Raw genomic sequence first — 14477 nt, 5'->3', positions numbered from 1 at the left:
CGGGCCCCGCGGCGCGCCGCTCCGGTGACACCCCTCCGTGACGCCTGGCGCGCCGCCCGTCGAGCGCGGGCCGCCTGGTCCCGGGCGGACGTCTGAGCGCCGCTGCGTCGCCGGTACACTGGTGCGCCGCCTCCGGGCGGGGGAGGAAGGCGGCTCGTGGCGCTCATCGTGCAGAAGTTCGGCGGCTCGTCCGTCGCGGACGCGGAGAGCATCAAGCGGGTCGCCAAGCGCATCGTCGAGACCCGCAAGGCCGGCAACGAGGTCGTCGTCGCGGTCAGCGCGATGGGCGACACGACGGACAACCTGCTCGACCTCGCGCACGAGGTGACCCTGCTGCCCGCGCCGCGCGAGCTCGACATGCTGCTCACGGCCGGCGAGCGCATCTCCATGGCGCTCCTGGCCATGGCGATCAAGAGCATGGGGTTCGACGCCCGCTCGTTCACCGGCAGCCAGGCCGGCATGATCACGGACGCCCAGCACGGCTCGGCCCGCATCGTCGACGTGACCCCCGGCCGGGTCCGCGGCGCGCTCGACGAGGGCGCGATCGCGATCGTGGCGGGGTTCCAGGGCTTCAACCGCGGCACCGGCGACATCACGACGCTCGGCCGCGGGGGCTCCGACACGACCGCCGTCGCGCTCGCCGCGGCGCTCGAGGCCGACACCTGCGAGATCTACACCGACGTCGACGGGATCTTCACCGCCGACCCCCGCATCGTGCCCCGTGCCCGCCCCATCCGGCGGATCTCGAGCGAGGAGATGCTCGAGCTCGCGGCCGGCGGGGCGAAGGTGCTGCACATCCGCGCCGTGGAATACGCCCGCCGGCACGGCGTCACCCTGCATGTCCGCTCCTCCTTCAACAACAAGGAGGGCACCATCGTCTACAACCCGGCGGCGCCGGGGCAGGACGAGAATGGAGATCCCGTGGAGGAACCGGTCATCGCGGGAGTCGCGACCGACCTCGGTGAGGCGAAGATCACCGTCGTGGGCGTCCGTGACGAACCCGGCCGCGCGGCCGAGATCTTCACGACGGTCGCCCGCACCGGCGCCAACATCGACATGATCGTGCAGAACGTGTCAGCCGCGGCGACGGGCCTCACCGACATCTCGTTCACTCTGCCGAAGGCATCCGCGGGGGCGGTGATCGCGGCGCTCACCGCGGACCAGTCTCGGCTCGGCTACCTGACGCTGCAGCACGACGACCAGATCGGCAAGCTGGCGCTCGTCGGCGCCGGGATGCGCACGAACTCCGGCGTCTCGGCCCAGCTCTTCCGGGCGCTCGCGGATGCGGGCATCAACATCGAGATGATCTCGACGAGCGAGATCCGCATCTCCGTCGTGACCCGCGCCGACTCGGTGCAGGCGGCGGCGATCGCGGTGCACACGGCGTTCGGCCTCGACGCCGACACCGAGGCGATCGTCTACGCAGGGACCGGTCGATGAGCGGGCTCCGGGTCGGCGTCGTCGGCGCGACCGGCCAGGTCGGCTGGGTGATGCGCCGGCTGCTCGAGGAGCGGGACTTCCCGGTCGAGCAGATCCGCTTCTTCGCATCCGCCCGCTCGGCCGGCACCACGCTGCCGTTCCGCGGCGAGGAGATCGTGGTGGAGGACGCGGCGACCGCCGACCCGTCCGGCCTCGACGTCGCGCTGTTCTCCGCCGGCGCCTCGACCTCCCGCGAGCAGGCGCCGCGCTTCGCCGCTGCGGGCGCCCTCGTCGTCGACAACTCCTCCGCCTGGCGGATGGACCCGGACGTACCCCTCGTCGTCAGCGAGGTGAACCCGCACGCGCTCGACGAGGCGCGGAAGGGCATCATCGCGAACCCGAACTGCACGACCATGGCGGCGATGCCGGTGCTGAAGGTGCTGGATGCCGAGGCCGGGCTGACCCGGCTCGTCGTCAGCACCTACCAGGCGGTCTCGGGCAGCGGGCTCGCCGGCTCCGCGGAGCTGCAGCAGCAGGTCGAGCGCGGCGTCGCGAGCGGACGCCTCGAGCAGCTCGTGCACGACGGGTCCGCCGTCGACCTCGGGCAGCCCGAGAAGTACGTGGCGCCGATCGCCTTCGACGTCATCCCGTTCGCGGGCAACCTCGTCGACGACGGGGAGAACGAGACGGACGAGGAGAAGAAGCTCCGCAACGAGAGCCGCAAGATCCTCGAGCTGCCAGGCCTGCTCGTGTCCGGCACGTGCGTGCGCGTGCCGGTCTTCACCGGGCACTCGCTGTCGGTGAACGCGGAGTTCCGCGAGTCGATCACGCCCGCCAGGGCACGGGAGCTGCTCGAGGGTGCCCCCGGCGTGCGGCTCGTCGACGTCCCGACGCCGTTGGCCGCCGCGGGCATCGACCCGAGCCTGGTCGGCCGCATCCGTCAGGACGAGGGCGTGCCCGACGGGCGCGGGCTCGCGCTCTTCATCAGCAACGACAACCTCCGCAAGGGCGCCGCGCTGAACGCGGTGCAGATCGCGGAGCTCATCGCCGCGAGGGCCACCGCCGCCCGCTGACCCGCCCGGTCCACTCCACCCCCGAGCACTTCGGCAGGCTCGCGCCAGCGGCCTGCTCAACTGCTCGGAGGAGGGAGCGATACCCCCGGGAGGGGGCGCGGATAGGCCTGCGGTGCGGCGTACTGTTGAGGCGTGGCGACAGACGAACCGATCGACGTCGTGCTGATCGGCGGCGGCATCATGAGTGCCACCCTCGGCACCCTGCTGCACGCGCTCCAGCCCGACTGGTCCATCCGCATCTACGAGCGCCTCGGCGCCGTGGCGCAGGAGAGCAGCAACCCGTGGAACAACGCGGGAACCGGGCACGCCGCGCTCTGCGAGCTGAACTACACGCCCGAGCGGCCCGACGGCACCATCGACATCGCGAGCGCGGTCAAGGTGAACGAGCAGTGGCAGCTGTCCCGCGAGTTCTGGTCCTCGCTGGTGACGAACTCGTCGCTGCCGTCCGGCACCGGGTTCATCAACTCGACGCCGCACATGACCTTCGTGCGCGGCGCGGAGAACGTCGACTTCCTGCGCCGCCGGTGGGAGGCGCTCACCGCCAACCCGCTCTTCGCCGGGATGGAGTACTCCGAGGATCCGGCGGTCATCTACGAGTGGGCGCCGATGCTCGTGCTCGGCCGCGACAAGGACGAGCCGATCGCGGCGACGCGCACCGAGCAGGGCACGGACGTCGACTTCGGCGCGCTGACGCGGGCGCTCACCGATGCGCTGACCGCGGACGGCGCCGAGCTGCTGCTGAACACCGAGGTCACGGGGCTGAAGCGCGAGCGCGACGGCCTCTGGCGCATCCGGGCGAAGGGCCTCGTCGGCATGACGAAGCACGAGGTGCGTGCGCGCTTCGTGTTCGTCGGCGCGGGCGGTTGGGCGCTGAAGATGCTGCAGAAGTCCGGGATCCCCGAGGCGCGCGGCTTCGGGGTCTTCCCGATCAGCGGCGAGTTCCTCCGCGCGGACGACCCGGAGCTCGTCGCGAAGCACCATGCGAAGGTCTACGGCAAGGCCGAGGTCGGATCCCCGCCGATGAGCGTGCCGCACCTCGACACCCGCATCGTGGACGGCAAGGCGTCGCTGATGTTCGGCCCGTACGCCGGCTTCTCGCCGCGCTTCCTGAAGCGGGGCAGCCTGCTCGACCTGGTCCTGTCCGTGAAGCCGCACAACCTCATCCCGATGCTGGCGGTCGCGAAGGACAACCTCGGGCTGCTGCAGTACCTGATCGGGCAGCTGCTCGCCACGCGGAAGAAGAAGTTCGCGGCGCTGCAGGGCTTCATGCCCGAGGCGAAGGAGGGCGACTGGGTCAAGATCATCGCCGGCCAGCGCGCCCAGGTGATCAAGAAGGACCCGAAGAAGGGCGGCGTGCTGCAGTTCGGCACGGAGGTCGTCACCGGGGCCGACGGCACCATCGCCGGCCTGCTCGGCGCCTCGCCGGGTGCCTCGACGAGCACCTCGATCATGCTCGACGTGCTGCGCCGCTGCTTCCCCGAGCGGATGCCCGCGTGGGAGCCCGAGCTGAAGGCCATGGTGCCGAGCTTCGGGCGGCTGCTCTCCGACGACCCCGAGGCGGTCGCCCGCATCAAGGCGATCACCGCACAGGCGCTGGGACTCATCGCCTGACTTGACCTTCCTTCGAACACATGTTCGAATAGAGGCATGCGGTGGTCGGGACAGCAGCTCGATTCGACGGCACCCGACTCCCTGCCGGGCCTCGCGCGGCTGAACAACCTCGTCCGCACCGTCCGCACGCCGGAGTTCGCAGGCGTCACGTTCTACGAGGTCCTCGCGAAGTCGGCGCTGAACAAGGTGCCGGGATCCGTACCCGGCACCCCGTACGGCTGGACGATCAACCCGTACCGCGGCTGCTCGCACGCCTGCGTCTACTGCTTCGCGCGGCCGACGCACGCGTACCTCGACTTCGCGGATGCGGGCGCCTTCGACTCCGAGGTGGTCGTCAAGGTCAATGTCGGCGAGGTGCTGGGTGCGGAGCTCCGACGCGCGTCCTGGTCACGCACCCCGGTCGCGCTCGGCACGAACACGGATCCGTACCAGCGGGCGGAGGGCCGCTACCGCCTGATGCCGGGCGTGCTCGAGGCGCTCGCCGCCTCCGGCACCCCGGTCTCGGTGCTCACGAAGGGCACGCTGCTGCGCCGCGACCTGCCGCTGCTCAGCCGCATCGCGGATGAGGTCCCCGTGGACCTCGCGATGTCGATCGCCGTGTTCGACGACGACCTGCAGCACGCCGTCGAACCGGGGACGCCGAGCACCGCGGCGCGGCTCGCGACCGTCGCCGCCGCCCGCGAGGCAGGCCTCCCGTGCGGCGTCTTCCTCATGCCGGTGCTGCCGTACCTCACCGACACCGTCTCGCACCTCGACCGGGCTCTGGCGGCGATCAAGGCGGCGGATGCGAGCTTCGTGCTCTGGTCCGCGCTCCACCTGAAGCCCGGTGTCCGCGAGTGGTACCTCGACTGGCTCGGCCGCGCGCACCCCGAGCACCTGCCGGCGTACCGGTCGATGTACGGCAGCGGGCCGTACGCGCCGAAGGCCTACCGGCAGTGGCTCTCCGCACGCATCCGGCCCCTCATCGCGAAGCACGGGCTCGTTGTCGGCAGCGCCGACGACGCCACCGGCACCGTCCGGTCCCGCGCGGCGGGCGTCATCCCGCCGCCTCCGCCCGCCCCTCAGGCGGTGCAGCCGGCCCTGTTCTGAGCCGATCTGTACCCCAGTCCACGGCACAAACCGCGGATTTCCGGGCCTCGAATGCCCGCGGACGGTATCACTCATGCAGAATCGGGGTACAAACCGTCCGGTCGTCACCCAGGCCGAGCGGGACCCGAAACCCAACGGAGCACCACTTGCCGGCCGACGACCTTCTGCGGGACCACCCGTCCTATCCCGCTGTCCCCACCGTGATCGGTGGCGTGGCACGCATGCCCCGGCCGGCACCCGAGCCCGTCGAGCCGCAGCCGGAGCAGCAGGGCGAGGCCCGACGTGTGCGCGTCGCGCTGCTCGACGACCACGAGGTGCTGCTCGAGAGCGTCGCGTCGTGGATGCGGGTCAACGCCGAGGACTTCGACGTCGTGCTCACCGCGGCCTCGTGGCTGCAGCTCGTGCACAGCCCCGCCTTCCCCACGGACCTCGTCTTCATCGACGTGCAGCTGAAGGAGCCCGTCTCGATCGAGGCGCGCGTGCGCACCTGCCGCGCCGCCGGCGCGAAGGTCATCGTGCTCACCGGCCTCGACACCGCCGACCTGCGCGACCGCGCCCTGAAGGCGGGCGCCTCCGCGTTCGTCGCCAAGTCGCAGCCGCTCGCCGAGGTCATGGCCGTCGCCCGCGAGGTGATGGGCCTCAGCGCCGGCAAGCCGGCTCCGCGCGCCTGGCGGCCGCTGCCGGCCGCCGCCGTGGCCCTCGAGAAGCCGCGTCTCAGCGTCGGCGAGGAGGAGGCGCTCCGGCTCTACGCAGGCGGCCGCTCCACGCTCGAGGTCGCCGAGGAGATGCACGTGCAGTTCGAGACGGCGAAGACCTACCTGCGGCGCGTGCGCGAGAAGTACGCCAAGGCGCGCCGTCCCGCGAGCCGGAAGGCGGACCTCATCCGTCGTGCGGCGGAGGACGGCTACCTGCAGTGACCCGCGGCCGCGATGCGGCCAGGATGAGGGGATGAGGTCCTCGCGGTGAACCGGTCCGAGATCGAGGCGGCCATCGATGCCGCCGTGGCGCTGGCGGCGGAGCTCCGCTTCGCCCTGCCGCCGTTCGCCTTCTGGGACCGGGATGCGTGGATCGACGGGGCCGACCGCCTCCGCGTACCGATCGAGCGCGGGCTCGGCTGGGACGTGACCGACTTCGGCCGCGGCGACTTCGCCCGCATCGGGCTCACCCTGCTGACGCTGCGCAACGGCACGCCTGCCGAGCAGCTGGCCGGGGAGGGGCAGACGTACGCCGAGAAGGTGATGCGCGTCGACGTGGGGCAGGAGACGCCGTTCCACCTGCATCGGCGCAAGACCGAGGACATCCTGAACCGGGGCGGCGGCGAGCTCGTCGTCGAGCTCGTGCACCCGGACGACGCGGCCGCGTCCGTGCGTGCCCTCGTCGACGGCGTCCCGCTGACGGTGGCACCGGGGGAGCGGCTGCGCCTCGGACCGGGCCAGGGCGTGCAGGTGCCGCGGGGCATCCGCCACCGCTTCTGGGCCGAAGGGTCCCCGGTGCTCGGCGGCGAGGTGTCGAGCGTGAACGACGACGGGGCGGACAACGAGTTCCTCGTGCCGGCCCCGCGGTACCCGGTCGTCGAGGAGGACGTGCCCGCCCGCCGGCTGCTCGTGGGGGAGTACGCCACAGCGTTCGGCGCGCGCCCGGCCGCCGGTCGATAGCGTGGCGGACGTCCGGGCGGCGCAGCCCGGCCGGAAGGAGCCCGCCATGGCCGTCCTCGACCGCTTCGACCTCACCGGCCGCACCGCCGTCGTCACCGGGTCCACGCGCGGCCTCGGCCGGTCGTTCGCGCGGGCGCTTGCTGAGGCGGGCGCGAACATCGTGATCGTCGGCCGCGACGCCGACGCCGCCGCCTCCATCGAGGCGGAGCTGACCGGGCTCGGTGTCCAGGCGATCGTGGTGCTCGCCGACATGACGGTCCGCGCCGACATCGAGCGGCTGCTGGCGGCGAGCGTCGAGCGATTCGGGCGGATCGACGTGCTCGTGAACAACGCGGGCGCCTGCATCCATAAGCCCGCGCTCGAGGTGACCGACGACGAGTGGCACCAGGTGATGGGTGTGAACCTCGACGGGCTCTGGATCGCGAGCCAGGTGTTCGGGCGGCACATGGTCGACGCGGGCGGCGGCGTGATCGTGAACATCGGCTCGATGTCCGCGTCGATCGTCAACCGGCCGCAGTGGCAGCCCGCCTACAACGCGTCGAAGGCCGCCGTGCACCACCTCACCCGCAGCCTGGCCGCCGAGTGGGCGCCGCTCGGCATCCGGGTCAACGCGCTCGCGCCCGGCTACATGCACACCGACATGACGCCGCTGCACGAGCCGCGCTTCCAGCGCTACTGGATCGAGGACACCCCGCAGCAGCGCGCGGGCGAGCCGGACGAGCTCGCCGGCGCCATCGTGTTCCTCGCGAGCGACGCCTCGAGCTTCATGACCGGGTCGGTGCTGACGATCGACGGCGGCTACAGCGTCTTCTGATCCGCACCGGACCAGGCTGAGCCCATGGAGTACACGCACCTCGGCCGGTCCGGCCTCACCGTCTCACGCCTCTGCCTCGGCACCATGAACTTCGGCATGGAGACCGAGGAGGCGGACAGCTTCGCCATCATGGACGCCGCGCACGAGCACGGCATCAACTACTTCGACACCGCGAACCGCTACGGCGGCAAGACCGGCTACGGCGGCACCGAGTCGATCCTCGGCCGCTGGTTCGCGCAGGGCGGCGGCCGCCGCGAGCGCACCGTGCTCGCCACGAAGCTCTACGGCGAGATGGACCCGTGGCCGAACAACGCGAAGCTGTCGGCCCTGAACATCCGGCGCGCCCTCGACGCGAGCCTGCAGCGGCTGCAGACCGACTACATCGACGTCTACCAGTTCCACCACATCGACCGGGACACCCCGTGGGACGAGATCTGGCAGGCGATGGAGGTCGCCGTCGCCCAGGGCAAGATCCTCTACGCCGGCAGCAGCAACTTCGCGGGCTGGCACCTCGCGACCGCACAGGCGGAGGCGCGGCGCCGGAGCTTCACCGGCCTCGTCAGCGAGCAGTCGCTCTACAACCTGCTCGTCCGCGACATCGAGCTCGAGGTGATCCCCGCCGCGCAGGCGAACGGCATCGGGATCATCCCCTGGTCCCCGCTGCAGGGTGGGCTGCTCGGCGGCGTCGTGCGCAAGGAGCGCGAGGGCAGCCGGCGCACGAGCGGCCGGGCGGCGGAGACGCTGGCCGCGCACCGCGACCAGATCGAGCAGTACGAGGACTTCGCCGAGGAGCTCGGCGCCGAACCGGGCGACGTGGCCCTCGCGTGGCTGCTGCGCCAGCCCGCCGTCACCGCGCCGATCATCGGCCCGCGCACGCGCGAGCAGCTCGACGCGGCCGTCCGTGCGCTCGACGTGCGGCTGGACGCGCATGCGCTCGCGCGCCTCGAGGCGATCTTCCCCGGTCACAAGACCGCCCCGGAGGACTACGCCTGGTGAACCCCGGCGGGGGCCGGATCGATCCGGCCCCCGCTGCGGCAGGATGGACCGACACCTCTTAGAACGGACGGAGGCGGCCCATGGCGAAGCTCTACTTCCGCTACGGCGCGATGAACAGCGGCAAGAGCACCGCGCTGCTGCAGGCGGCCTACAACTACGCGGAGCGCGGGCAGCAGGTGCTGCTCGCGAAGCCCGGGATCGACGCCAAGGGCGACCGCAACATCGTGTCGCGGCTCGGCGTCGTGCGGCCGGTCGACTTCCTGATCGAGCGCACCGACGACGTCCTCGAGCGGTTCTTCACGCACCGCAAGCGCGTGATGGCGGGCACCGGGTCGCCGGTCGCCTGCCTGCTGATCGACGAGGCCCAGTTCCTCGGTCACGACCAGGTCGACGACCTCTTCCGGATCGCCGTGGTGCAGGACGTGCCGGTGCTCGCCTACGGCATCCGCACCGACTTCCGTACCGAGGCGTTCCCGGGCAGCCGGCGGCTGATGGAGCTCGCACACAGCCTCGAGGAGCTGAAGACGATCTGCCGCTGCGGCCGGAAGGCGCTCTTCAACGCGCGGCGGATCGGCGACCGCTTCGTCTTCGACGGCGCCCAGGTCGCGATCGACGCGGTCGGCGACGTGACCTACGAGTCGCTCTGCGGCGAGTGCTACCTGGCGGAGAGCGGCGGCCGCCTCGACGGGGAGGACCCGGTCGCGAGCGGCTTCAGCTACTCGTCGGCGCCCGACGCCGACTTCGCCTGAGGGTCGATCCGCTTCGTCAGGAAGACGCGGGCGAAGCCGTCCTCCTGGGCTCGGTGCGTCTCGCGGTAGCCGTGCCGCTCGTAGCGGCGGATGTTGGTGGTCATCCGCTCGTGCGTGTACAGCCGCACCTCGGGCGACCCGGCGGCCGCCGCCTGCTCGTCCGCGAACCGGAGCAGGGCGGATCCGATCCCGCGGCCCTGCGCATCCGGTGCGACGGCCACGCTCTGGAGCAGCAGGTGGTCCGGATGCGGGACGAGCACGAGGACCCCGACCGCCTCGCCACCGTCCTCCGCGATCCAGAGCGCGCCGGCATCGGCGGACTCGGCCAGGTCGGCGGACATCGGCGCCGGCTCCCGGCCGATGATGGGTACCCACGGCAGGTAGGCGGCGCGGGTGATGGCGGTCGCGACCGCCGCTTCGGGGGACGTCGCCCGGCGGATGTGCGGGATCACCTGCTTACCGTCCCACCAGGGCAGAGACGACGAAACCCCCGGACCGTGAGGTCCGGGGGTGACTGTCGGGGTAGCGGGATTCGAACCCACGACCTCCTCGTCCCGAACGAGGCGCGCTACCAAGCTGCGCTATACCCCGGTGACCGCTCGCCGTCGAGATCGTCGCGCGCGGGCCTCGACAAGGATAGCGGACGCCCGGCTCGCCGCCTCCCGCCCCGGCCGCGCATCCTCAGACGGCCGATTCAGGGCGCATCCGGGTGTCGGCGGTCGCCCGTTCGGCCCGAAACGGCCCATCCGGGTGGGCGCGGCCGCCCGGATGGGCCGAGACCGCGTGGATCGGGAGCCGGCGCGGTGCGGGTCGCGGAAGCGGCTACTTCCAGACTCCGGTGATCGGGCTGGCGCTGCTCAGCGCCGGGACCCCGTATGCCTTCTCGATCGTGGTCAGCACGTTGTAGTGGGTGATGCGGGTCGAGTAGTTGCCCGGGGCGACGTGCTGGCCGACGATCACGGTGAGGATCCCGTTCGTCGAGGTGCCGTTGTCCTCGTCGAACGTGACGATGAGCACGGAGTTGTGGGTCATCGCCCAGGTGGCGTAGCCGGACAGGTGGTTCTTCAGCCAGGTGTCACCGGCGGCCACGCTTCCGTCGTGCATGTCGTCGTGCAGATTCGGGACGACCATCGATACAGGCGGGAGGTCGGCGTAGGTGGTTGGGAACGCACTGAACGGCTTGTCGTGTGCCGAGTTGCGCGTCGCCGTGAAGTCCGCGAGCGGGTTGTGCTTGCGGGCATACGCACCGGACGCGCAACCGAGGTACCCGGCGGACGGTAGGGATTCGCTGTAGATCGTCGCCCCGACCTGGGACCCGAGCGACGGCGTGCTGCCCAGGTTCACGGGGCATGCGTCGCTGGTGATCCCGTGGTTCGAACCGGACCAGAGCGCGAGGTAGTTCGGCTGGCTCGGGTGGGTGATGCCGTGGGCGTTCGTGAAGTTCGCGCCGATCCTGGCGAGGGACTGCAGGTAGGGCTGGGTGATCGTCTGGGTGTAGGAGTGGTTCTCCTCCACGACGATCACGACGTGAGCAGGTCGAGGGAGCCCGGTTGGAGCGGGTGCAGGGCTCAGGGACGCCAGAGGCGAGATCACAGCCACGACAGCGGCGAGAAGAGCACGGCGCATCTCATCCTCCTGGACGTCGAGCGCTTCGGTCGGGCACGCCGCGGGTGACGGTCGATGTCGGAAGCGATGCTCATCCTGCACGAACTCCGGCAAGTGCGCAGCCGCGGGAGGACGAGGTCAGGGTGGAGCGGCCCCTCGTCGGGGTACTCCGTCACGCGTCAGCGAGCGGTGAGGGTGAGCAGCGACACCTCGCACGAGGTGCTGTACGACTTCGGGTGAGGGCAAGATCCGCATGTTTCCGGGCTTCTCGAGTTACCAGGCGGGCCGCTGGCGGAGTCGGTTCTGGCGCAGTTGTGGGCAAAATGTGGGCACGAGCAGAGACCTGAGGCCCGTGTGATGTGTGATGTGTGATGTCTCAGGACATCGGTGACGGTTCTGTATCAAGACATCGGTGACAGTTGTGGGTTAGGGCATCGGCGGCACGGGGGTGGGTCAGATGTTCTCGGCGCGGTCGGGAGGACGCAGGCGGCGCCGGGGTTGAGCCAGGCGCGCTGCTCTATCCAGGTGCGGCGGTCGTGGCAGAGGTGCAGACGGTCGCCGGTCTCGATTCGCGGCACCCGTCCCAAGATTCCGCTCGCCGCCGAGCCCCGCGCCACGTGTCGCCCTAAGTCGTCCCGCCGTCGGCACTGCGCGCGTTCCTGGCGATCTGCGCGGCCTTCGATGGGGTCGACCCGGTTTGTATCGCCTTGATGTAAATGGATGCGGAGATCCGGTTCATGTTCTGCAGACCCGACCGGACAGCCTGGATCGCGGACATGGCGGGGCTCGGGTCGGCTGTGTAGACGGCCTTGTAGTCACCGGGCGGGAAGGCCTGAGCGGCAAGGGACGCGGCGGCGCCCCGGTTCTCGGTCGCTGCGTTCCTATGTCCGGAGATGGACTTGTTTGCGCTGTTGAACGAGGACGCTAAGGAGTCAGGCCGGGACGCCAGCGCGGCCTGCGCCACCGCGCTGCTGATGGAGACGGTGCCGACCTTGTCCATGGCCTGCGCGGCGGAGGCCGGAGCGGCGGCAGCGAGCACCAGCGCGGTCATCGCGGCGGCGGCGAGGTGTTTGCGGTTCATGATGAGTCCTCTTCTGAAACGGGGTCGGGAACTGGTGAGGCCAGATTCCGCCGACCCCGATCGGCGAGATAGACAGGAAAACCCTCGATCAGAGGGCGCGGCGAGCCAGACCGAGGGTTGTTCCCGATTGCCGGAAAGGAGCGGGCCGAAGAGCGTGATCGGCGACTCCCGACGTTCGATCCGAAGGACCGCCATGGCCGCAGCACGCGCCACTCCTGTCTCCGACTGAAACGACCCCTGCCGGGAACGTCGAGGTCGGGCCACACTGACCGTGTGGTGAACCTCGTCGGTCGGGACAGGGAACTCGCAGAGCTGCTCGCGGCCGTGCGTCGGCCGGGCCCCGGGATCGTGACGCTGGTTGGAGCGCCCGGGATGGGCAAGACCGCGCTCCTCCACGCCCTGCTCAGGGTCGTCGACGCGCCGTTCGTGCTGACCGCCCGACCGCTTCCGACCGAGACCGGTCTCGCGTTCACCGGCTTGATCGACCTGCTCACCGACCTGCCGGCGAGCGTGTACGCCGACCTTCCCGGTCCGCAGCGTGCCAGTCTCCGCGCGGCGCTGCTCCTGGAGGAGGTTCAGGGCGGCGCGGATCCGCGGGCGGTCGCGGCAGGCGTGCGGTCAGCGTTGGCGCACCTGGCGGAGAAGGGCCCCGTACTTCTTGTCCTCGACGACGCGCAGTGGCTCGATGCTGCCAGCCGGGGAGCGCTCAGCCAAGCGCTCGACCGGATCGGTGCCGCTCCCGTCGTCCTGGTCTGCGCGGCCAGGCCAAGCAGTTCGGCCCTGGACTGGCTCCCTACCGCCGGGATGGAACGGCTCACTGAGGTCTGGCTGGGGCCGCTCCCGGCCGAAGACCTCATCCGGGTGGTCGACGACCTGGGATTGGTGATGGAACGCGCAGAGTTGAGAGGGATCGAGCGCGCCTCCGCAGGAAACCCGCTCCACGCCCTCGAGCTCGCGCGCCACCGGCTGTCGATCGGAGGGGGTGTAACCATCGAGCAACTCGTGCAGGAACGACTCACCGTGCTCCCGCGCGAGACCCGTATCGTGCTGCTGACAGCAGCCCTGGCTTCCGACCCGCATCTCGAGGTCATCGCCAGGGCCCGGTCCTGCCGAGCGGTCGAGTTGGCAGCGGTGCTCGATCCGGCCCTCAGGTCCGGTCTGGTGAGTGTCGGGGACCTGGTGCTATTCGCGCATCCGCTCTACGCCGAGGCCGCCGTCTCTGCCGCGTCGGCTCCTGATCGGGCCGAAGCCCATCGGCGGCTCGCGGTGGTGGAGCCGAGCGAGGAGGCCAGGGCTCGTCACGCGGGACTCGCCACCGAAGGACCGGATGAACGGCTCGGATCGGTCTTGGCTGCGGCCGCCGAGCTCACCAGGGCGCAGGGCGCCTGGGACACCGCGGTCGACCTGATGACTCTGGCGGTCACCCGGACGCCACTCGACTCGGCGGAACGCCCTGGGCGTGCCGTGCGGCTCGCCGAGTGGGCAATGACGGGCGGCCGACCGTCACTCGCCGAGCGGTGGTTCCGTGAGGTGCGGACCCTGCATCGTGCGTCGCCCGTGTACTGGCCGGCCACCATCGGATTGGCCCGGCTGTGCCTGCTGTCGGCCGAGCGCGATGAGCTTCACGCCCTGAATCGTGAGCTGCTGGGGGCCGATCTGGATCCGCCGCTGGCGGCAGAGGCAATGATCCGTACGGTCCACGAGGAGTTCGCTGACCGGCCAGAGGGCGAACTGGAGCACATTCGATTGGCCAATCGTGTTCTCGCCGAGGCCGCTGAACGGGTGAACCCCACCCTGCTGCTCGCCGGGCTCAGCCTGGAGATTGAGATGAGCCTCGTTCTGGGCCTGCCGACGGCGGACCTGCTCACCCGCGCTGTGGAGGTGGACGCCGGGACCCCTGCGCTCGTCGCCCTCGACGGGCCTTCGCTGCAACTCGCGCACATCGCGATGATGGCGGACCGGTTCGATCAGGGGCGCGCACTCTGCCACGGGATGCTGCAGCGGTGCAAGGACGTGGGGGATGAGGTGTCGCTCCCGATGGTCTACTCGCATCTTGGGCACCTCGAACAGCGCGCCGGAAGGTGGGAAATCGCCCGGGGCGCGCTCATCGAGGGCGAGCAGTGGGCGCACGGCCAGGGCCAGTTGAGCCTGTGGCAGCTCCGTGCGCAGGGCGCCATGATCGACGGTCTGCGAGGCGACCCGGTGCCAGCGCTGGCGACGTTACGGGAGGCGGCCGAGCTCTTCGCCGCCGCCGAGTTCATGTCATTCCGGGCCATCGTCCGGCATCTCACCGGGCGCGTCCACGCCGCGTACGACGAGCATGAAGCCGCGTTCGAGGCCTTCGGCGACGCGATCGACTGTGCCAGAAAGGTGGGGTGGGACGAC

13 protein-coding genes and 1 tRNA gene are annotated in these 14477 nt (G+C 70.9%); 10 read left to right on the top strand and 4 right to left on the bottom strand.

Annotated features, from left to right (window positions below):
• Positions 1 to 156 precede the first annotated feature (156 nt).
• The 9 genes from VIG76_RS04985 (at position 157) to VIG76_RS04945 (ending at position 9406) form a co-directional block, all read left to right on the top strand.
• Positions 157 to 1440: an aspartate kinase gene (locus tag VIG76_RS04985; RefSeq protein ID WP_331951690.1), complete on the top strand. Its 1284-nt coding sequence runs from the start codon at positions 157 to 159 to the stop codon at positions 1438 to 1440.
• Complete coding sequence (locus VIG76_RS04980; RefSeq protein ID WP_331951687.1) at positions 1437 to 2492, top strand: aspartate-semialdehyde dehydrogenase; 1056 nt, start codon at positions 1437 to 1439, stop codon at positions 2490 to 2492. Before VIG76_RS04985 ends, VIG76_RS04980 begins: the two co-directional genes overlap by 4 nt.
• A 132-nt stretch (positions 2493 to 2624) precedes the next feature.
• Entirely contained in the window at positions 2625 to 4103 is a 1479-nt protein-coding gene (locus tag VIG76_RS04975) for a malate:quinone oxidoreductase (protein WP_331951684.1), read from the top strand.
• A gap of 36 nt (positions 4104 to 4139) precedes the next feature.
• Complete coding sequence (locus tag VIG76_RS04970) at positions 4140 to 5192, top strand: Rv2578c family radical SAM protein (protein WP_331951682.1); 1053 nt, start codon at positions 4140 to 4142, stop codon at positions 5190 to 5192.
• 221 nt (positions 5193 to 5413) lie between these two features.
• The gene (locus VIG76_RS04965; protein ID WP_331951680.1) at positions 5414 to 6109 is read left to right on the top strand and encodes a DNA-binding response regulator; all 696 of its coding nucleotides are present in this window, start codon (positions 5414 to 5416) and stop codon (positions 6107 to 6109) included.
• A gap of 45 nt (positions 6110 to 6154) precedes the next feature.
• A complete protein-coding gene (locus VIG76_RS04960; protein ID WP_331951678.1) occupies positions 6155 to 6847 on the top strand; it encodes a D-lyxose/D-mannose family sugar isomerase in 693 nt (230 codons plus the stop codon).
• A 46-nt stretch (positions 6848 to 6893) separates the two neighbouring features.
• Positions 6894 to 7661 (top strand): SDR family NAD(P)-dependent oxidoreductase, encoded by a 768-nt coding sequence (locus VIG76_RS04955; protein WP_331951676.1) that lies wholly within the window; start codon positions 6894 to 6896, stop codon positions 7659 to 7661.
• Positions 7662 to 7685: 24 nt separating this feature from the next.
• Complete coding sequence (locus VIG76_RS04950; RefSeq protein ID WP_331951674.1) at positions 7686 to 8657, top strand: aldo/keto reductase; 972 nt, start codon at positions 7686 to 7688, stop codon at positions 8655 to 8657.
• An 80-nt stretch (positions 8658 to 8737) separates the two neighbouring features.
• Entirely contained in the window at positions 8738 to 9406 is a 669-nt protein-coding gene (locus tag VIG76_RS04945) for a thymidine kinase (protein WP_331951672.1), read from the top strand.
• Here the strand turns inward: VIG76_RS04945 and VIG76_RS04940 are convergent.
• From VIG76_RS04940 to VIG76_RS04925, 4 genes are all read right to left on the bottom strand, one after another.
• Positions 9373 to 9858 (bottom strand): GNAT family N-acetyltransferase, encoded by a 486-nt coding sequence (locus VIG76_RS04940; RefSeq protein WP_331951670.1) that lies wholly within the window; start codon positions 9856 to 9858, stop codon positions 9373 to 9375. The genes VIG76_RS04945 and VIG76_RS04940 overlap by 34 nt on opposite strands.
• Positions 9859 to 9923: 65 nt before the next feature.
• Positions 9924 to 9997, bottom strand: a tRNA-Pro gene (locus tag VIG76_RS04935).
• 231 nt (positions 9998 to 10228) lie between these two features.
• Complete coding sequence (locus VIG76_RS04930) at positions 10229 to 10930, bottom strand: alkaline phosphatase family protein (protein WP_331951668.1); 702 nt, start codon at positions 10928 to 10930, stop codon at positions 10229 to 10231.
• A gap of 706 nt (positions 10931 to 11636) precedes the next feature.
• On the bottom strand, positions 11637 to 12092 hold the full coding sequence (locus VIG76_RS04925) for a hypothetical protein (protein WP_331951666.1): 456 nt from the start codon (positions 12090 to 12092) through the stop codon (positions 11637 to 11639).
• Between the two features lie 273 nt (positions 12093 to 12365).
• On the opposite strand from VIG76_RS04925, the gene VIG76_RS04920 reads away from it, so the two are divergent.
• Positions 12366 to 14477: ATP-binding protein (locus VIG76_RS04920; protein ID WP_331951664.1), on the top strand; the 2112-nt coding region annotated here is incomplete at its 3' end.

The organism is Amnibacterium sp. (genome assembly GCF_036559085.1).
Lineage (GTDB): Bacteria > Actinomycetota > Actinomycetes > Actinomycetales > Microbacteriaceae > Amnibacterium.
This window is presented reverse-complemented; position numbering and strand designations above follow the sequence as displayed.

What these genes read in the sequence shown, in the direction of transcription:
- VIG76_RS04980 (WP_331951687.1), top strand. Translation starts at nt 1,437, where the DNA reads ATGAGCGGGCTCCGGGTCGGCGTCGTCGGCGCGACCGGCCAGGTCGGC.
- VIG76_RS04970 (WP_331951682.1), top strand. Translation starts at nt 4,140, where the DNA reads ATGCGGTGGTCGGGACAGCAGCTCGATTCGACGGCACCCGACTCCCTG.
- VIG76_RS04965 (WP_331951680.1), top strand. Translation starts at nt 5,414, where the DNA reads ATGCCCCGGCCGGCACCCGAGCCCGTCGAGCCGCAGCCGGAGCAGCAG.
- VIG76_RS04955 (WP_331951676.1), top strand. Translation starts at nt 6,894, where the DNA reads ATGGCCGTCCTCGACCGCTTCGACCTCACCGGCCGCACCGCCGTCGTC.
- VIG76_RS04950 (WP_331951674.1), top strand. Translation starts at nt 7,686, where the DNA reads ATGGAGTACACGCACCTCGGCCGGTCCGGCCTCACCGTCTCACGCCTC.
- VIG76_RS04945 (WP_331951672.1), top strand. Translation starts at nt 8,738, where the DNA reads ATGGCGAAGCTCTACTTCCGCTACGGCGCGATGAACAGCGGCAAGAGC.
- VIG76_RS04925 (WP_331951666.1), bottom strand. Translation starts at nt 12,092, where the DNA reads ATGAACCGCAAACACCTCGCCGCCGCCGCGATGACCGCGCTGGTGCTC.